Here is a 13,590-nt window from a genome sequence, read left to right as displayed (position 1 = left end):
CCCTCGAATGAGTGGTGGATGAGGCGATCAGACCTCGGTGATCTCGACGCTCTCGATCACGACGTCCTCGAGCGGCTTGTCACGGCCGTCGGTGGGAATAGCCGAGAGCGACTGCACGAGCTTCTTCGACTCCTCGTCGGCGACGGCGCCGAAGATGGTGTGCTTGCCCTGGAGCCAGGTGGTCGGCGCCACGGTGATGAAGAACTGCGAGCCGTTGGTGCCGCGGCCCGCCTGCTTGCCGGCGTTCGCCATCGCGAGGATGTAGGGCTGGGTGAAGTCGAGCTCCGAGTTGATCTCGTCGTCGAACTGGTACCCCGGGCCGCCGATGCCCTGACCGAGCGGGTCGCCGCCCTGGAGCATGAAGTCGGGGATGATGCGGTGGAAGACGGTGCCGTTGTAGAGCGGCTCCTTCGTCTTCGCACCCGTGGCGGGGTGGGTCCACTCGATGTCGCCGGTCGCGAGACCGACGAAGTTGCGGACCGTCTTGGGAGCGTGGTTCCCGTAGAGGTTGACGACGATGTCGCCCTTGTTGGTGTGGAACGTCGCGACTGCGGTGTGCAAAGGCATGCTCGGATTCTCGCACAGCGCGTCTGTAGGCCCCTGCAACGCCCGGTGTCAATGCGCTGGGTGCGCGATGCGGACGCCGATCGATGAGTGGCAGTATTGAGGCGTTCGCTGCTCGTAGCCGATGGAGGACCAACATGGGTCTGTCACGTAAGCACAAGAAGGACCTCAAGCGTCTTCGCAAGAACGCCGAGGCGGTCTGGGGCGAGCAGCAGGAGGTGCTGGCGCACGCGGCCTCCGTGCTCGAGAAGAGCCGCCGCCACGCGTCGAAGTACGCCAAGAAGGAGCTCGTCCCCTTCGTCAAGGACACGTACGACTCGCGCGTCAAGCCGGTCTACGACAACGGCGTCTCGGCCGTCGAGGGCACGTACTCCTCGGCCCGCAACGCCTACAAGCACAAGGTCGTCCCGACCTTCGCCGCTGTGGGCGGTACGGCCGCCGCCGCCTTCGAGGCCGCCAAGGACTCGAAGAACCGTGCGAAGCTCGCCGAGATCTCGAAGGCGCGCTGGGAGGAGCTCACCACTCCCCCGAAGAAGAAGAGCAAGGTCGGGACGGTCTTCGCGATCGGCGCCGCGCTGGTCGCCGTCGGCGGCATCGGCTACGCCGTCTGGCAGACGTTCCGCGCCGACGACGAGCTGTGGGTCGCCGAGGACGAGCCGCAGAGCGCCGCGCAGAACGCGGCCTCGACCGCTTCCTGACGTTCTCGTCGCTGGAGCCGGGCCCCTCAGGGGGTCCGGCTCCTTCGCATGCCCGGGTTAGGCTTCTGCGGTGGACATCCGGGTCGCCGCGTACGGCGTGATCATCGACGGCGAGCGGATGCTGCTCGCGCACTGGAGCCAGGGGCCGTGGTCGGCCTGGACGCTTCCGGGCGGCGGGATCGACGAGGGCGAGTCGCCCGCCGACGCCGCGGTCCGCGAGATCTTCGAGGAGACGGGCTACCGTGCCGAACTCGAGGCCCTCATCGGCGTGGACTCGCACGTGATCCCCGCGCACCGGCGCAGCGATCCCGAGGCCGGCCCCCTGCACGCCATCCGCGTCGTCTACCGCGCCCGCATCGTGGGCGGCGAGCTCACGCACGAGGTGGACGGCTCCACGGACGCCGCCGCCTGGTTCCCCCTGAGCGACGTCGAGGAGCTGGAGCGCGTCGAGCTCGTCGACGCGGCCCTGACCATGAACGAGGCCTGGCTCCTCCGCTGACGGTGCCCGGGAATCCCCGGCCGCGCCCCGGCGTTCCCTTCGTCGTGATCGTCGAGCTCTACACCTCCGCCTTCTGCGGCGCCTGCCATGCCGCGCGCTCGGTGCTGGAGCGCGCCGCGGAGCTCGTCCCCGCCGCCGAGATCCGCGAGCGCGACGTGGCCCTCCACCCCGTCGAGGCCGAGGCCGCCGGCATCCGCTCGACGCCCACGGTCGTCGTGCGGGACACGGCCGGAGAGGTGGTCTTCCGGGCGGAGGGCGCCCCCTCCCTCCCGCAGGCTCTCGCCGCTCTGGCCCTCGCCCTGCCCGCGTAGGGTGGCCGCGGGAGGACCCATGCACCGTCGCGCTGCGCTCGCGAGCACCGTCGTTCTGCTCGGCGCCCTCGCGCTCTCGGGGTGCGCCTCCGAGGAGCCGGTGACCACCGCCGCGGTCGGGCTCGGACGGGGCGGCGAGCGCGGCAAGGTCCTCGGCGTCGTCGTCGTGTGCTCGGGATCCGTCGACGGCCTCGACCTCGCCGCCTCCGACTCCGCCCCCCTGACCATCGGCGACGGGCTGCGGAGGGTCACCCGCTGGGTCTCCCCGTCCCCGGTCACGCAGCTGGGCGCGACCGACCTCTCCGGATCCACGGTCTGGCCGGCCGACACGGTGATCGAGCGGTTCCCGCTCGGCGTCGACCTCGCGCTGGGCGCCTACGCGACCGACCGCTCCGTGCTCGCCCGCCCGGTCGTCTTCACGGCCGAGCAGTTCGACACGCTCTCCGTCGGTGAGATCATCGTCGGCGACATCCGCGACGGCACGTCCGAGACCCTCTCGGTCCAGCAGTTCCTGGGCCTCGCCTGCGTGGACCGCTGAGCGGGCGGCTCGGCCGTCCGAGTGGCGACCTCGATCGCGGGACCGCACGGTCGGCGACAGGAGAGGCCGCCGAAGACCTCGACACGGTGACCCCGCGACGGCGGAGGACCCGGAGTGCCGTGGGCCGGTGGACCAGAAGGGCCGACGAAGGGGGAGCACCCGCGAGAGGGGAGGAAGTGTGGAGCCTAGGAGATTCGAACTCCTGACATCCTGCTTGCAAAGCAGGCGCTCTACCAACTGAGCTAAGGCCCCGGGCCGGAGACGGGGCGATCCGTCTCCGAGAGTCGAACGGCCCGCCACCGCGAGGTGACGGGCCGTTCGGACCGGGTGGGGGTACCAGGACTTGAACCTGGGACCTCTTCATTATCAGTGAAGCGCTCTAACCGCCTGAGCTATACCCCCGGAATGGCCAGAGGAGACTCTACCCGACATCGAGCAGGAATCCCAATCGGCCGGACCGTGCGCCCTACTGGTTGGTGAAGCCCACCAGGAGGCCGCCGGTGATCTTGACGCTGAGGTTGTACAGCAGCGCCACGATCGCGCCGAGCGCGGTGGTGACGATGGTGTTCAGCACCGCGACGACGATCGCGAAGCCCATGACCTGCGGCAGCGAGATGATCGTGTTGAGGTCGAACGCCTCGGCGCCGGCGATGTCCTGCACGAGGCCGTTGACCTCGTCGAACACGCCCGTCTGGGCCAGGACCGTGTAGACCAGGTAGACGACGACGATCGTGATGATCGCGAGCGTCAGGCCCAGCAGGAACGAGAGCTTCACGGCCGACCAGAAGTCGACGTAGACGAGCTTCAGGCGGACCTGCTTCGCCGCCGGGCTCTTCGCGGACTTCCTGGCGAGCTTCTCGGCGACGGTGCTACTCATCTACGGACCCATCCTCCTCCGACACCGGGGCGGACTCGGCCGGCGCCGCGGCGTCGGGATCCTCGTCCTGGGCGTCGAGATTGCGTTCGGTGTTCTTGGCGAGTGCGATGATGCGGTCGTCCTCAGCGAATCGTGCGAAGACGACTCCCATGGTGTCGCGACCCTTGGCCGGTACCTCGGCCACCGCAGAGCGTACCACCTTGCCGCTGGCGAGCACGACGAGCACCTCGTCGTCCTCTCCGGTGATGATGGCGCCCACGAGGTCGCCACGCTTCTCCTCGAGCTTGGCCACCTTGATGCCCAGCCCGCCGCGTCCCTGGAGGCGGTACTGGTCGACCGCGGTGCGCTTGGCGTAGCCGCCCTCGGTGACCACGAAGACGAAGCCCTCGTCGCTGACGACGTTGGCGTCGAGGAGGCGGTCCTCCCCGCGGAACGACATGCCGCGGACTCCGGAGGTCGAGCGGCCCATCGGACGCAGCGCCTCGTCGGACGCGGTGAAGCGGATCGACATGCCCTTGCGGGAGACCAGCAGCACGTCGCTGTCCTCCTCGACCAGGAGCGCCGAGACGAGCTCGTCGCCGTCGCGCAGCTTGATCGCGATGATGCCGCCGGAGCGGTTCGTGTCGTACTCCGAGAGGGCCGTCTTCTTCACGAGGCCGTCGCGTGTGGCGAGCACCAGGTAGCGGGCCGCCTCGTAGTCGCGGATGTCGAGGATCTGCGCGATCTGCTCCCCCGGCTCGAGCGCGAGCAGGTTCGCGATGTGCTGGCCCTTGGCGTCGCGGCCGGCCTCCTGCAGCTCGTAGGTCTTGGCGCGGTACACGCGGCCGGTGTTCGTGAAGAACAGCAGCCAGTGGTGCGTGGTGGTGACGAAGAAGTGCTCGACGATGTCGTCGGCCTTCAGCTGCGCGCCGCGCACGCCGCGGCCGCCGCGGTGCTGGGCCCGGTAGGAGTCGCTCCGGGTGCGCTTGAGGTAACCGCCTCGGGTGACGGTGACGACCATCTCCTCCTCGGGGATCAGGTCCTCGACGCTCATGTCGCCGTCGAACCCGAAGAGGATCTCGGTGCGGCGGTCGTCGCCGAAGCGGTCGACGATCTCGTCGAGCTCGTCCGAGATGATCGTGCGCTGGCGCTCGGGGCTCGCGAGGATCGACTTGTAGTCCTCGATCTCGGCCTGGATCCGGTCGTGCTCGTCGATGATCTTCTGGCGCTCGAGGGCCGCGAGGCGGCGCAGCTGCATGTCGAGGATGGCGCGGGACTGCACCTCGTCGATGTCGAGCAGCTCCATCAGGCCGTCGCGCGCCTCCTCCACGGTGGGGGAGCGGCGGATGAGGGCGATGACCTCGTCGAGCGCATCGAGCGCCTTGAGGTAGCCGCGCAGGATGTGGATCCGCGCCTCCGCCTCGTCGAGGAGGTACTGGGTTCGGCGCACGATGACCTCGACCTGGTGGTCGACCCACGCGCGGATGAAGCCGTCGAGCGAGAGCGTGCGCGGGATGCCGTCGACGATCGCGAGCATGTTCGCGCCGAAGTTCTCCTGCAGCGGGGTGTGCTTGTAGAGGTTGTTCAACACCACCTTCGCGACGGCGTCGCGCTTGAGGACGACGACGAGGCGCTGGCCGGTGCGACCGGAGGTCTCGTCGCGGATGTCGGCGATGCCCGAGACGCGCCCGTCCTTGACCAGCTCGGCGATCTTGATCGCCAGGTTGTCCGGGTTCACCTGGTACGGCAGCTCGGTGACGACGAGGCAGGTGCGGCCCTGGATCTCCTCGATGGAGACGACGGCGCGCATCGTGATCGAGCCGCGGCCGGTGCGGTACGCGTCCTGGATGCCGCGGACGCCGAGGATCTGCGCACCGGTGGGGAAGTCGGGTCCCTTGATCCGCTGCAGCAGCGCCTCGAGGAGCTCCTCGCGCGTCGCGTCGGGGTTCTCGAGCGCCCACTTGGCGCCGGCGGCGACCTCGCGCAGGTTGTGCGGCGGGATGTTGGTCGCCATGCCGACCGCGATGCCGACGGAGCCGTTGACGAGCAGGTTCGGGAACCGCGCCGGCAGGATCGCCGGCTCGCGCGTGCGGCCGTCGTAGTTGTCCTGGAAGTCGACGGTGTTCTTGTCGATGTCGCGGACCATCTCGAGCGCGAGCGGCGCCATCTTGGTCTCGGTGTACCGGGGGGCGGCCGCGCCGTCGTTGCCGGGGGAGCCGAAGTTGCCCTGCCCGAGCGCGAGCGGGTAGCGGAGGCTCCACGGCTGCACCAGACGGACCAGCGCGTCGTAGATCGCGGAGTCGCCGTGCGGGTGGAACTGGCCCATCACGTCGCCGACGACGCGCGAGCACTTCGAGAACGCCTTGTCGGGACGGTAGCCGCCGTCGTACATGGCGTAGATCACGCGGCGGTGCACGGGCTTCAGGCCGTCGCGCACCTCCGGCAGGGCTCGCCCGACGATGACGCTCATCGCGTAGTCGAGGTAGGAGCGCTGCATCTCGAGCTGCAGGTCGACCGGCTCGATCTTGTCGTGACCGTGGATCACCACACCGGTCTCGGTGACGATGTCGTCGCTCTCGTCCGGGCCGGTGGGGGTGGTGGGTTCTTCTGCCATGGTCTCTGGTCTCTCAGGTGGGTCCGTGCCCCGGAGGAGCGGGGGCGGCGGTCGCGCTGGGTGTCAGGTGTGTCGTCGGTGTGCGGGCCGGTGAGGGCCTCTGTCGCGTTCTGGTCGAGGATGCGGCCCATCGAGGGCCGCCGTCACGTGTTCGAGATGCTCGCGAGGGCGGTCCACTGGACCGCCCGGCCGCCGCCTCTCGAAGGACGTCCGCTTCCTCGACAGCTAGATGTCGAGGAAGCGCACGTCCTTCGCATTCTTCTGGATGAAGGAGCGGCGGGACTCGACGTCCTCGCCCATGAGGGTGGAGAAGATCTCGTCGGCCGCGGCCGCGTCGTCGAGCGTGACCTGGAGGAGGGTCCGCGTGGCGGGGTCCATCGTGGTCTCCCACAGCTCCTTGTAGTCCATCTCGCCGAGGCCCTTGTAGCGCTGGATGCCGTTCTCCTTGGGCATGCGCTTGTTGGTCGCCGAGCCGTGCGCGATCAGGGCGTCGCGCTCGCGGTCGCTGTAGACGTACTCGTGCGGGGAGTTCGACCACTTGAGGCGGTACAGCGGCGGCTGCGCGAGGTAGACGTAGCCGAGGTCGATCAGCGGGCGCATGTAGCGGAAGAGGAGCGTCAGCAGCAGCGTCGTGATGTGCTGGCCGTCGACGTCGGCGTCGGCCATCAGGATGATCTTGTGGTACCGCGCCTTGTCGGGGTTGAAGTCCTCGCCGATGCCGGCGCCGAACGCCGTGATCATCGCCTGGACCTCGTTGTTGCCGAGAGCGCGGTCGAGCCGCGCCTTCTCGACGTTGAGGATCTTGCCGCGGAGGGGGAGGATCGCCTGCGTCTCGGGGTTGCGGCCCTGCACCGCGGATCCGCCCGCCGAGTCGCCCTCGACGATGAAGATCTCGGAGATCGACGGGTCCTTGGACTGGCAGTCCTTGAGCTTGCCCGGCATGCCGCCGCCCTCAAGCAGGCCCTTGCGGCGGGCGGTCTCGCGCGCCTTGCGCGCCGCCATGCGGGCCGAGGCCGCCTGGATCGCCTTGCGGATGATGTCCTTCGCCTGGCTCGGGTTGCGGTCGAACCAGTCGGCCAGCTGCTCGCCGGCCACGCGCTGCACGAACGCCTTCGCCTCGGTGTTGCCGAGCTTCGTCTTGGTCTGGCCCTCGAACTGCGGCTCGCCGAGCTTGATCGACACGACGGCGGTGAGGCCCTCGCGGATGTCGTCGCCCGAGAGGTTCTCGTCCTTCTCCTTGAGCAGGTTGTTCGCGCGCGCGTAGCGGTTGACCAGAGTGGTCAGCGCGGCGCGGAAGCCCTCCTCGTGGGTGCCGCCCTCGTGTGTGTTGATGGTGTTGGCGTAGGTGTGGACGCTCTCGGTGTAGGCCGTGGTCCACTGCATCGCGACCTCGAGCGAGATGCGGCGCTCGGTGTCCTCGGACTCGAAGTCGATGATCTCGGAGTGCACGAGGTCCGACTTCTTCAGCGAGTTGATGTACTCGACGTAGTCGACGAGGCCCTTCTCGTAGTGGAAGACGTCGGTCCGGTCGCCCTCGGTCTCGTTCTCGCCCTCCCCCTCGAACTCGACCTCGTTCTGGTCGGTCAGCGCGATGCGCAGGCCCTTGTTGAGGAACGCCATCTGCTGGAAGCGCGCGCGCAGGGTCTCGTAGTCGAACTCGACCGTCTCGAAGATGCCGGCGTTGGGCCAGAAGGTGATCGTCGTGCCGGTCTCGTCGCTGGCCTCGCCCTTCTCGAGCGGGGCGTCCGGCACTCCGTCGGTGAAGCTCATCCGGTACACGGCGCCCTGGCGCTTGACCTCGACGTCGAGGCGCGTCGAGAGCGCGTTGACCACGGAGGAGCCGACGCCGTGCAGGCCGCCGGAGACCGCGTAGCCGCCGCCGCCGAACTTGCCGCCGGCGTGGAGCACGGTGAGGACCAGCTCGACCGTGGAGATGCCCTCGGTCGGGTGCATGTCGACCGGGATGCCGCGGCCGTTGTCGGAGACGGTGACGCCTCCGTCGGCGCGCATCAGGATCTCGATGTTGTCGCAGTAGCCCGCGAGCGCCTCGTCGACGGCGTTGTCGACGATCTCGTAGACCAGGTGGTGCAGACCGCGCGGACCCGTGGATCCGATGTACATGCCGGGGCGCTTGCGGACCGCCTCGAGGCCCTCGAGGACCTGGATCTGGTTCGCGCCGTAGTCGCCGGACGACTTGGTCGACATGCTCTCGTGCGGAGCGGAGGGGGCTGCTGAGCCGTTCGCGTCCAGGTCGTTCGCTGCGGGTGACGTGGAGTCGTTCGGCTCGTGAGTCATAGCTGTGGAGTTCTCCTCTGACGGTCCGTCGCGACGCGCACGGTGATCTGGAGATCGCCCGCGCGGCGGCGTCACTGCGGTTCGGCGGCCCTCCATTCTACCGCGTGCCGGGTCGATCCGAAGCGCTGGACGGCGATCTGAGGCGCGAAAGATCGGCGGTCGACCGAAAATGCGTCCTCAGCCGTAGGTGTCGCGCGGACCACGCCCTGGAATCGACCTGGGACCCTTTTTCCAGTTCGGGACGTCCGGGCCCTGGAAACGGATCGACGCGATGCCCGCGTCGGGGAAGTTCACCGCGATGTGGTTCATGATCTCGATCCGCATCAGCCGGAGCTGCGTCGACCACGCCGTGGACTCGCACGCGACCGTCAGCACGCCGTCGACGACGCCCACCGGAGTCGAGTGCTTCGCGGTCTCCTCGCCGGCGATCGCCGTCCACGACGACATCAGGTCGCCCTGCGCCAGCGGCGCCGTCCAGCCGAGCTTCACGGTGAGGGAGTCGAGGACGTCGCCGAGGTCGTGCGGGTCGCGGCCCTTGCCGAACGGGATCGCGTCGCCCTTGGGCTCGGCACGCTCGACGGTCTTCCGGATGCGGCGCGGGCCGTCGGCGCCGAACACCTCCTTGAGGTGGCGGTAGACGCGGGCGGCTCCGGGGACGCGGGATCTGTGGACGCCGGCGCTGGGGACGCGGGCTCCGAGGAGGAGGCCGCGGCGGAGGAGACGACACCAGGAGAAGGGGAGTCGAACGAGACCGGATCAGGAGAAGAGGAGTGGGAGGACTCGGGACCGGGAGGAGCGGAGTCGGAGGACACCGGATCGGACGAGGCGGAGTCGGGTGCGATCGGCTCCGGCACGGCGATCGGCGCGGCGGCGGCGCCCGTGCCGACGATCCGGCCGGCCTCGATCCGCACGGTGTGCGCGGCCAGCGCCTCCGGGACGTCGTCGAAGACGGCCGCCGTGATCAGGACCTGCTCGTAGTCGGCGACCACCGAGGCGAGCCGCTCGCGCCGGCGCGCGTCCAGCTCGGCGAAGACGTCGTCGAGCATCAGCACCGGATCGCCCATGGGGGAGTCGCGCCGGAGCAGCTCCGCGGCGCCCAGCTTCAGCGCCAGCGCGAACGACCAGCTCTCGCCGTGGCTGGCGTAGCCCTTGGCCGGCAGCGCGTTCAGCTCGAACTGCACGTCGTCGCGGTGCGGGCCGACGAGGGAGACGCCCCGGTCGAGCTCGCGGCGGCGCACCCCGGCCAGGGCGGACGCGAACGCCTCCGCCAGTTCCTCGCCCGCCGCCGGTGACGCGGCGCCCGGCTGCTCCACGGGCTCGCCGTCGTCGTCGACCGCGCCCTCGATGCTCAGGCGGGAGCGGAGCACCGGACGCTGGTCGGCACCGGCGACCGCCTCGTACGCGGCGCGCACGGGTCCGCTCAGCTCCTCCACCAGGGTGAGGCGCGACTGCATGATCTCGGTCCCGAGCGCGATCAGGCGCTCGTCCCAAATGTCGAGGGTGCCGAGCTTCGACGGGTCGCGGACGCCGCTCGCGCGCGCCGACTTGAGCAGCGAGTTGCGCTGGCGCAGCACCCGCTCGTAGTCGGCCTGGACGGCGCTCATCCGCGGGGAGCGGAGGATCACCAGCTGGTCGAGGAAGCGGCGGCGGGCCGACGGGTCGCCGCGGATGAGGAGGAGGTCCTCCGGGGCGAAGAGGACGCTGGAGAAGAAGCGGGGGAGCTCGCGCGGCTTGATCCCGCCGCGGTTGATCTGCGCGCGGTTGGGGGAGGAGCGGTTGATCTGCACCTCGGCCAGCAGGTCGCGCTCGCCGTTGCGGAGGCGGGCGCGCACCACGGCGCTGTCCCGGCCGGCGCGGATGAGCGCCTGGTCGCTCGACACGCGGTGCGAGCCCAGGGTGGAGAGGTAGCCGAGAGATTCGACGAGGTTCGTCTTGCCCTGGCCGTTGCGGCCGACGAAGAGGTTCGGTCCGGGCACGAGCTCGACATCGACCGACTCGTAGTTCCGGAAGTCGCTGAGCGCCAGCTGCGTCACCTGCACGTCGCGCTCCTCTCCTCCACCCGTCGTCGCGGGCCTTCACTGCACCCCTGCGGGCTCCTCGCCCGTCTCGCTCGGCCGGTCCACCCGCCCCGGCGCCTGCGGCCCGCTGTCCCCCTGCCGGCCAGGCCTGCGCCCCCGGTCTCGACACGCCCCTGCGGGCTACTCGACCGGCACGGCGGCGGAACCGTCCGGGACGCGAATCCCGATACGCCCTTCCGGGGCCACTACTCGCTCACCATGATCGGCGGCGCCCGTCCCCGCCTGTGAAGGCGGCCGCAGGCTCGCCGCCCGACGCCGGTAGCAGGGTGGAGGCGGCCGGAGGCCCGCCGCCTCCGTGAGAGCATCCCTGCCTCACGGGGGCGGCGGGCCGCAGTCCGCCGTCCGTCACCGGCTCTACGGAACGCGCCCCCCTCCGGAAGCCGACCGCCGTGAGGACTGCCGGAGGCAGTCCTCACCAGCCGACTCAGTCGACGGCCTTGACGGAGTGCCCGCCGAACTGGTTGCGGAGCGCTGCGACGGCCTTCATCGCGGGGGAGTCCTCCTGGCGGGAGACGAAGCGGGCGAAGATCGAGGCGCTGATCGTGGGCACCGGGACGGCGTTGTTGATGGCCTCCTCGATGGTCCAGCGGCCCTCGCCCGAGTCCTGCACGTAGCCCTCGATGTTCTTGAAGTCCGGGTCCTGCTCGAGGGCGCGGACGAGGAGCTCGAGCAGCCAGGAGCGCACGACCGTGCCGCGCTGCCAGGCCTTGAAGGTGCCGGTGACGTCCTTGATGATGTCGCTGCGGGTCTCGAGCAGCTCGTAGCCCTCGGCGAACGCCTGCATCAGGGCGTACTCGATGCCGTTGTGGACCATCTTCGCGTAGTGGCCGGCGCCGACCTCGCCGACGTGGACGAAGCCCTCCTCGCGGGGGCCCTCCGGGCGCAGCGCGTCGAAGACGGGCATGGCGTACTCGACGAGCTCCTTCGGGCCGCCGACCATCAGGCCGTAGCCGTTCTGGAGTCCCCAGACTCCGCCGGAGACGCCCGCGTCGATGTAGTGGATGCCCTTGGGCTTCAGGAGCGCGTCGTGCTTGAAGTCCTCGGTGAAGCGGGAGTTGCCGCCGTCGATGACGAGGTCGCCCTCGCTGAGCTTCTCCGACAGGTCCTTGACGACCGCGTCGGTGATCTCGCCGGCGGGCACCATCACCCAGACGATGCGGGGCGAGGGGAGTGCGGCGATCATCTCGTCGAGAGAGGCCGCGTCCGAGACGTCGGGGTTGCGGTCGTAGCCGGTGACCTCGAGCCCCTTGGAGCGGAGGCGGGAGCGCATGTTGTCGCCCATCTTGCCGAGGCCGACGAGTCCGATGTGCATGGTGAACCTTCCTGGATTCGTTGTCCGGCGGGCGGGCGCTCGTCGGGAGCGGGGCGGTCGCGGCTCTGCGATCCGGGGAGTGGTCAGCGCAGCAGCAGGTTGGGCTGGAGCAGGTAGCGGTAGCTGTCGCTGCCGGGCTGCTCCCGCGAGGTCTGCGCGGTGATCAGGACGGGGCCGGGCTTGTTGGGGTTCTCGGTCTTCGTGAACGCGATGCGCACGAACTCCGAGTGGACGGCGGCGAGGCCGTCGAGCAGGAACTGCGGCTTGAGCGAGACGACCACGTCGTCGCCGGTCACGATCGCGTCGATGCTCTCGGACGCCTGCGCCTGCTCCGAGCCGATGGCCTCGAGGGTGAGGCCGTCGCTGCTGAAGCTGAAGCGGAGGGCCGCCTCTCGCTCGAGCACGAGCGAGACGCGGCGGGTGGCCTCGATGAGGTCGCTGGTCGACATGACCGCGTAGTTCTCGACGGAGGCGGGGAAGAGGCGCTTCACGGGCGGGAAGTTGCCCTTGATCAGCAGCGAGGTGACGGTCTTGCGGTCCGCGGTGAAGGCGATCAGCTCGCGCTCGTCGCGGTTGGTGATCGCGACGGAGACGGTGCCGGAGTGGCCGAAGGTCTTGCCGACCTCCTGCAGCGTGCGCGCGGGCACGAGGGCGGTGAGCGGCTGGGTGGGCGCGGGGTTGTCCCCGTTGTCCCAGTCGATCTCGCGGACGGCGACGCGGTAGCGGTCCGTCGCGACGAGGCCGATCGTGTTCTCGGTGATCTCGAGCTGCACGCCGGTGATGACGGGGGTCACGTCGTCGCGGGAGGCGGCGACCGCGACCTGCGAGACGGCGGCTGCGAAGGCGTCGGCCGGGACGAGGCCGGTGGAGGCGTCGATCTCGGGGATGCTCGGGTACTCCTCCACGGGCATCTGCAGGAGCGTGAAGTGCGCCGAGCCGGCCGAGACCGAGACGCGCGACTCCTCCGTGGCGATGCGCACGGGAGCGTTGGGGAGGCGGTTCGCGATGTCGGCGAGCAGACGGCCCGAGACGAGCACGGTCCCCGTCTCCTCCACGTCGGCCGCGATCTGCGTCTGCGCGGACACCTCGTAGTCGAAGGAGGACAGCGTCAGACCCTCGGCGGTCGCCTCGATGAGGACTCCGGAGAGGATCGGCAGGGTCGTGCGCTGCGGAAGCAGCTTGACCGCGAAGGACACCGCCTCGCTGAAGACATCGCGGTTGGCTTGGAACCTCACGAGTACACCCCTGACGAGTCGCGGACGAAGACCGTCGCCCATCGTACCCGCCGGGCTCGGCGAGCTCGGAAGGGGGTGGACGGCCGAGCACTCCCGAGCCGCTGTGGAGAGGTTGCCGGTCGAGGCTTCATTAAAGAGAGAACTGCGTTAACAGTGTTAACACGTGTGGAAACTGTGGAAAACGCTTCGGACCCCTTCTCCTGGGTGGGATCGGAGGGACCCGCCCCTGTGGAGGGAGTGTGAGCGGGCCCGTGGACGCCTGTGGAGCGATCCGAGCCGACCGTTCGCCCTCCACAGGCGGGCTCTCCCGGCGCACAGTCCCGAGGCGGTTGTCCACAGTTATCCACAGGTTCCTCACACTGTGGAAATCGGCCCTCCGAGGGGCGCGAGGCGGCGTGTCCGAGGCGCGCGCGGCGGGTCGAGGAGTCCGTCGACGACTTCTCCGGGTCACGACGGCGGCCGTCGAGCGCAGCTGCCGCCGTCCGAGCGGCGGGAAGACGGCGCGAGTTCCCTCTCCCCCGCGCTGCTCTCCGGGCCGTCGCACGGCGGATCGACGCCGTTCGATCGCACGCAGGCCGCCCCGCCGCTCC

At 69.7% G+C, this 13,590-nt stretch carries 11 protein-coding genes, 2 tRNA genes and 1 pseudogene; 4 read left to right on the top strand and 10 right to left on the bottom strand.

Going from position 1 to position 13,590, the window contains the following annotated elements:
• Positions 1-27 precede the first annotated feature (27 nt).
• Positions 28-567 carry a peptidylprolyl isomerase gene (locus tag C5C25_RS07810; RefSeq protein WP_104250250.1) on the bottom strand — a complete coding sequence of 180 codons (540 nt, stop codon included), beginning with the start codon at positions 565-567 and terminating at the stop codon, positions 28-30.
• Between the two features lie 134 nt (positions 568-701).
• Between C5C25_RS07810 and C5C25_RS07805 the strand changes: the two genes are divergently transcribed.
• The 4 genes from C5C25_RS07805 to C5C25_RS07790 all read left to right on the top strand — a co-directional run bounded on the left by C5C25_RS07805 (position 702) and on the right by C5C25_RS07790 (position 2,610).
• Positions 702-1,262: a hypothetical protein gene (locus tag C5C25_RS07805; protein WP_104232995.1), complete on the top strand. Its 561-nt coding sequence runs from the start codon at positions 702-704 to the stop codon at positions 1,260-1,262.
• Between the two features lie 70 nt (positions 1,263-1,332).
• Positions 1,333-1,761 (top strand): NUDIX hydrolase, encoded by a 429-nt coding sequence (locus C5C25_RS07800; protein ID WP_104222671.1) that lies wholly within the window; start codon positions 1,333-1,335, stop codon positions 1,759-1,761.
• Positions 1,762-1,805: 44 nt separating this feature from the next.
• A complete protein-coding gene (locus C5C25_RS07795) occupies positions 1,806-2,072 on the top strand; it encodes a glutaredoxin domain-containing protein (RefSeq protein WP_104250305.1) in 267 nt (88 codons plus the stop codon).
• A 19-nt stretch (positions 2,073-2,091) separates the two neighbouring features.
• The gene (locus C5C25_RS07790; protein WP_104250249.1) at positions 2,092-2,610 is read left to right on the top strand and encodes a hypothetical protein; all 519 of its coding nucleotides are present in this window, start codon (positions 2,092-2,094) and stop codon (positions 2,608-2,610) included.
• A gap of 179 nt (positions 2,611-2,789) precedes the next feature.
• Here the strand turns inward: C5C25_RS07790 and C5C25_RS07785 are convergent.
• The 9 genes and pseudogenes from C5C25_RS07785 to dnaN all read right to left on the bottom strand — a co-directional run bounded on the left by C5C25_RS07785 (position 2,790) and on the right by dnaN (position 13,000).
• A tRNA-Ala gene (locus tag C5C25_RS07785) sits at positions 2,790-2,862 on the bottom strand.
• Between the two features lie 76 nt (positions 2,863-2,938).
• Positions 2,939-3,012, bottom strand: a tRNA-Ile gene (locus C5C25_RS07780).
• A gap of 64 nt (positions 3,013-3,076) precedes the next feature.
• Complete coding sequence (locus C5C25_RS07775; protein WP_104222673.1) at positions 3,077-3,487, bottom strand: DUF3566 domain-containing protein; 411 nt, start codon at positions 3,485-3,487, stop codon at positions 3,077-3,079.
• Positions 3,480-6,080 (bottom strand): DNA gyrase subunit A, encoded by a 2,601-nt coding sequence (gyrA, locus tag C5C25_RS07770; RefSeq protein ID WP_104222674.1) that lies wholly within the window; start codon positions 6,078-6,080, stop codon positions 3,480-3,482. Before gyrA ends, C5C25_RS07775 begins: the two co-directional genes overlap by 8 nt.
• Positions 6,081-6,305: 225 nt before the next feature.
• Positions 6,306-8,285 carry a DNA topoisomerase (ATP-hydrolyzing) subunit B gene (gene gyrB, locus C5C25_RS07765; protein ID WP_208543372.1) on the bottom strand — a complete coding sequence of 660 codons (1,980 nt, stop codon included), beginning with the start codon at positions 8,283-8,285 and terminating at the stop codon, positions 6,306-6,308.
• Between the two features lie 267 nt (positions 8,286-8,552).
• The gene (locus C5C25_RS07760) at positions 8,553-8,864 is read right to left on the bottom strand and encodes a DUF721 domain-containing protein (RefSeq protein WP_258059326.1); all 312 of its coding nucleotides are present in this window, start codon (positions 8,862-8,864) and stop codon (positions 8,553-8,555) included.
• Between the two features lie 389 nt (positions 8,865-9,253).
• A pseudogene (gene recF, locus C5C25_RS07755) lies at positions 9,254-10,414 on the bottom strand (DNA replication/repair protein RecF); the annotation flags it as partial.
• A gap of 463 nt (positions 10,415-10,877) precedes the next feature.
• Complete coding sequence (gene gnd / locus C5C25_RS07750) at positions 10,878-11,765, bottom strand: phosphogluconate dehydrogenase (NAD(+)-dependent, decarboxylating) (RefSeq protein ID WP_104222677.1); 888 nt, start codon at positions 11,763-11,765, stop codon at positions 10,878-10,880.
• An 83-nt stretch (positions 11,766-11,848) separates the two neighbouring features.
• Positions 11,849-13,000: a DNA polymerase III subunit beta gene (dnaN, locus tag C5C25_RS07745; RefSeq protein WP_104232992.1), complete on the bottom strand. Its 1,152-nt coding sequence runs from the start codon at positions 12,998-13,000 to the stop codon at positions 11,849-11,851.
• Between the last annotated feature and the right edge of the window lie 590 nt (positions 13,001-13,590).

It is taken from the genome of Rathayibacter sp. AY2B9 (assembly GCF_002931595.1).
Classification (GTDB): Bacteria; Actinomycetota; Actinomycetes; order Actinomycetales; family Microbacteriaceae; genus Rathayibacter.
The sequence above is the reverse complement of the archived record's forward strand: the minus strand, read 5'-3'. Positions and strand labels throughout refer to the sequence as shown.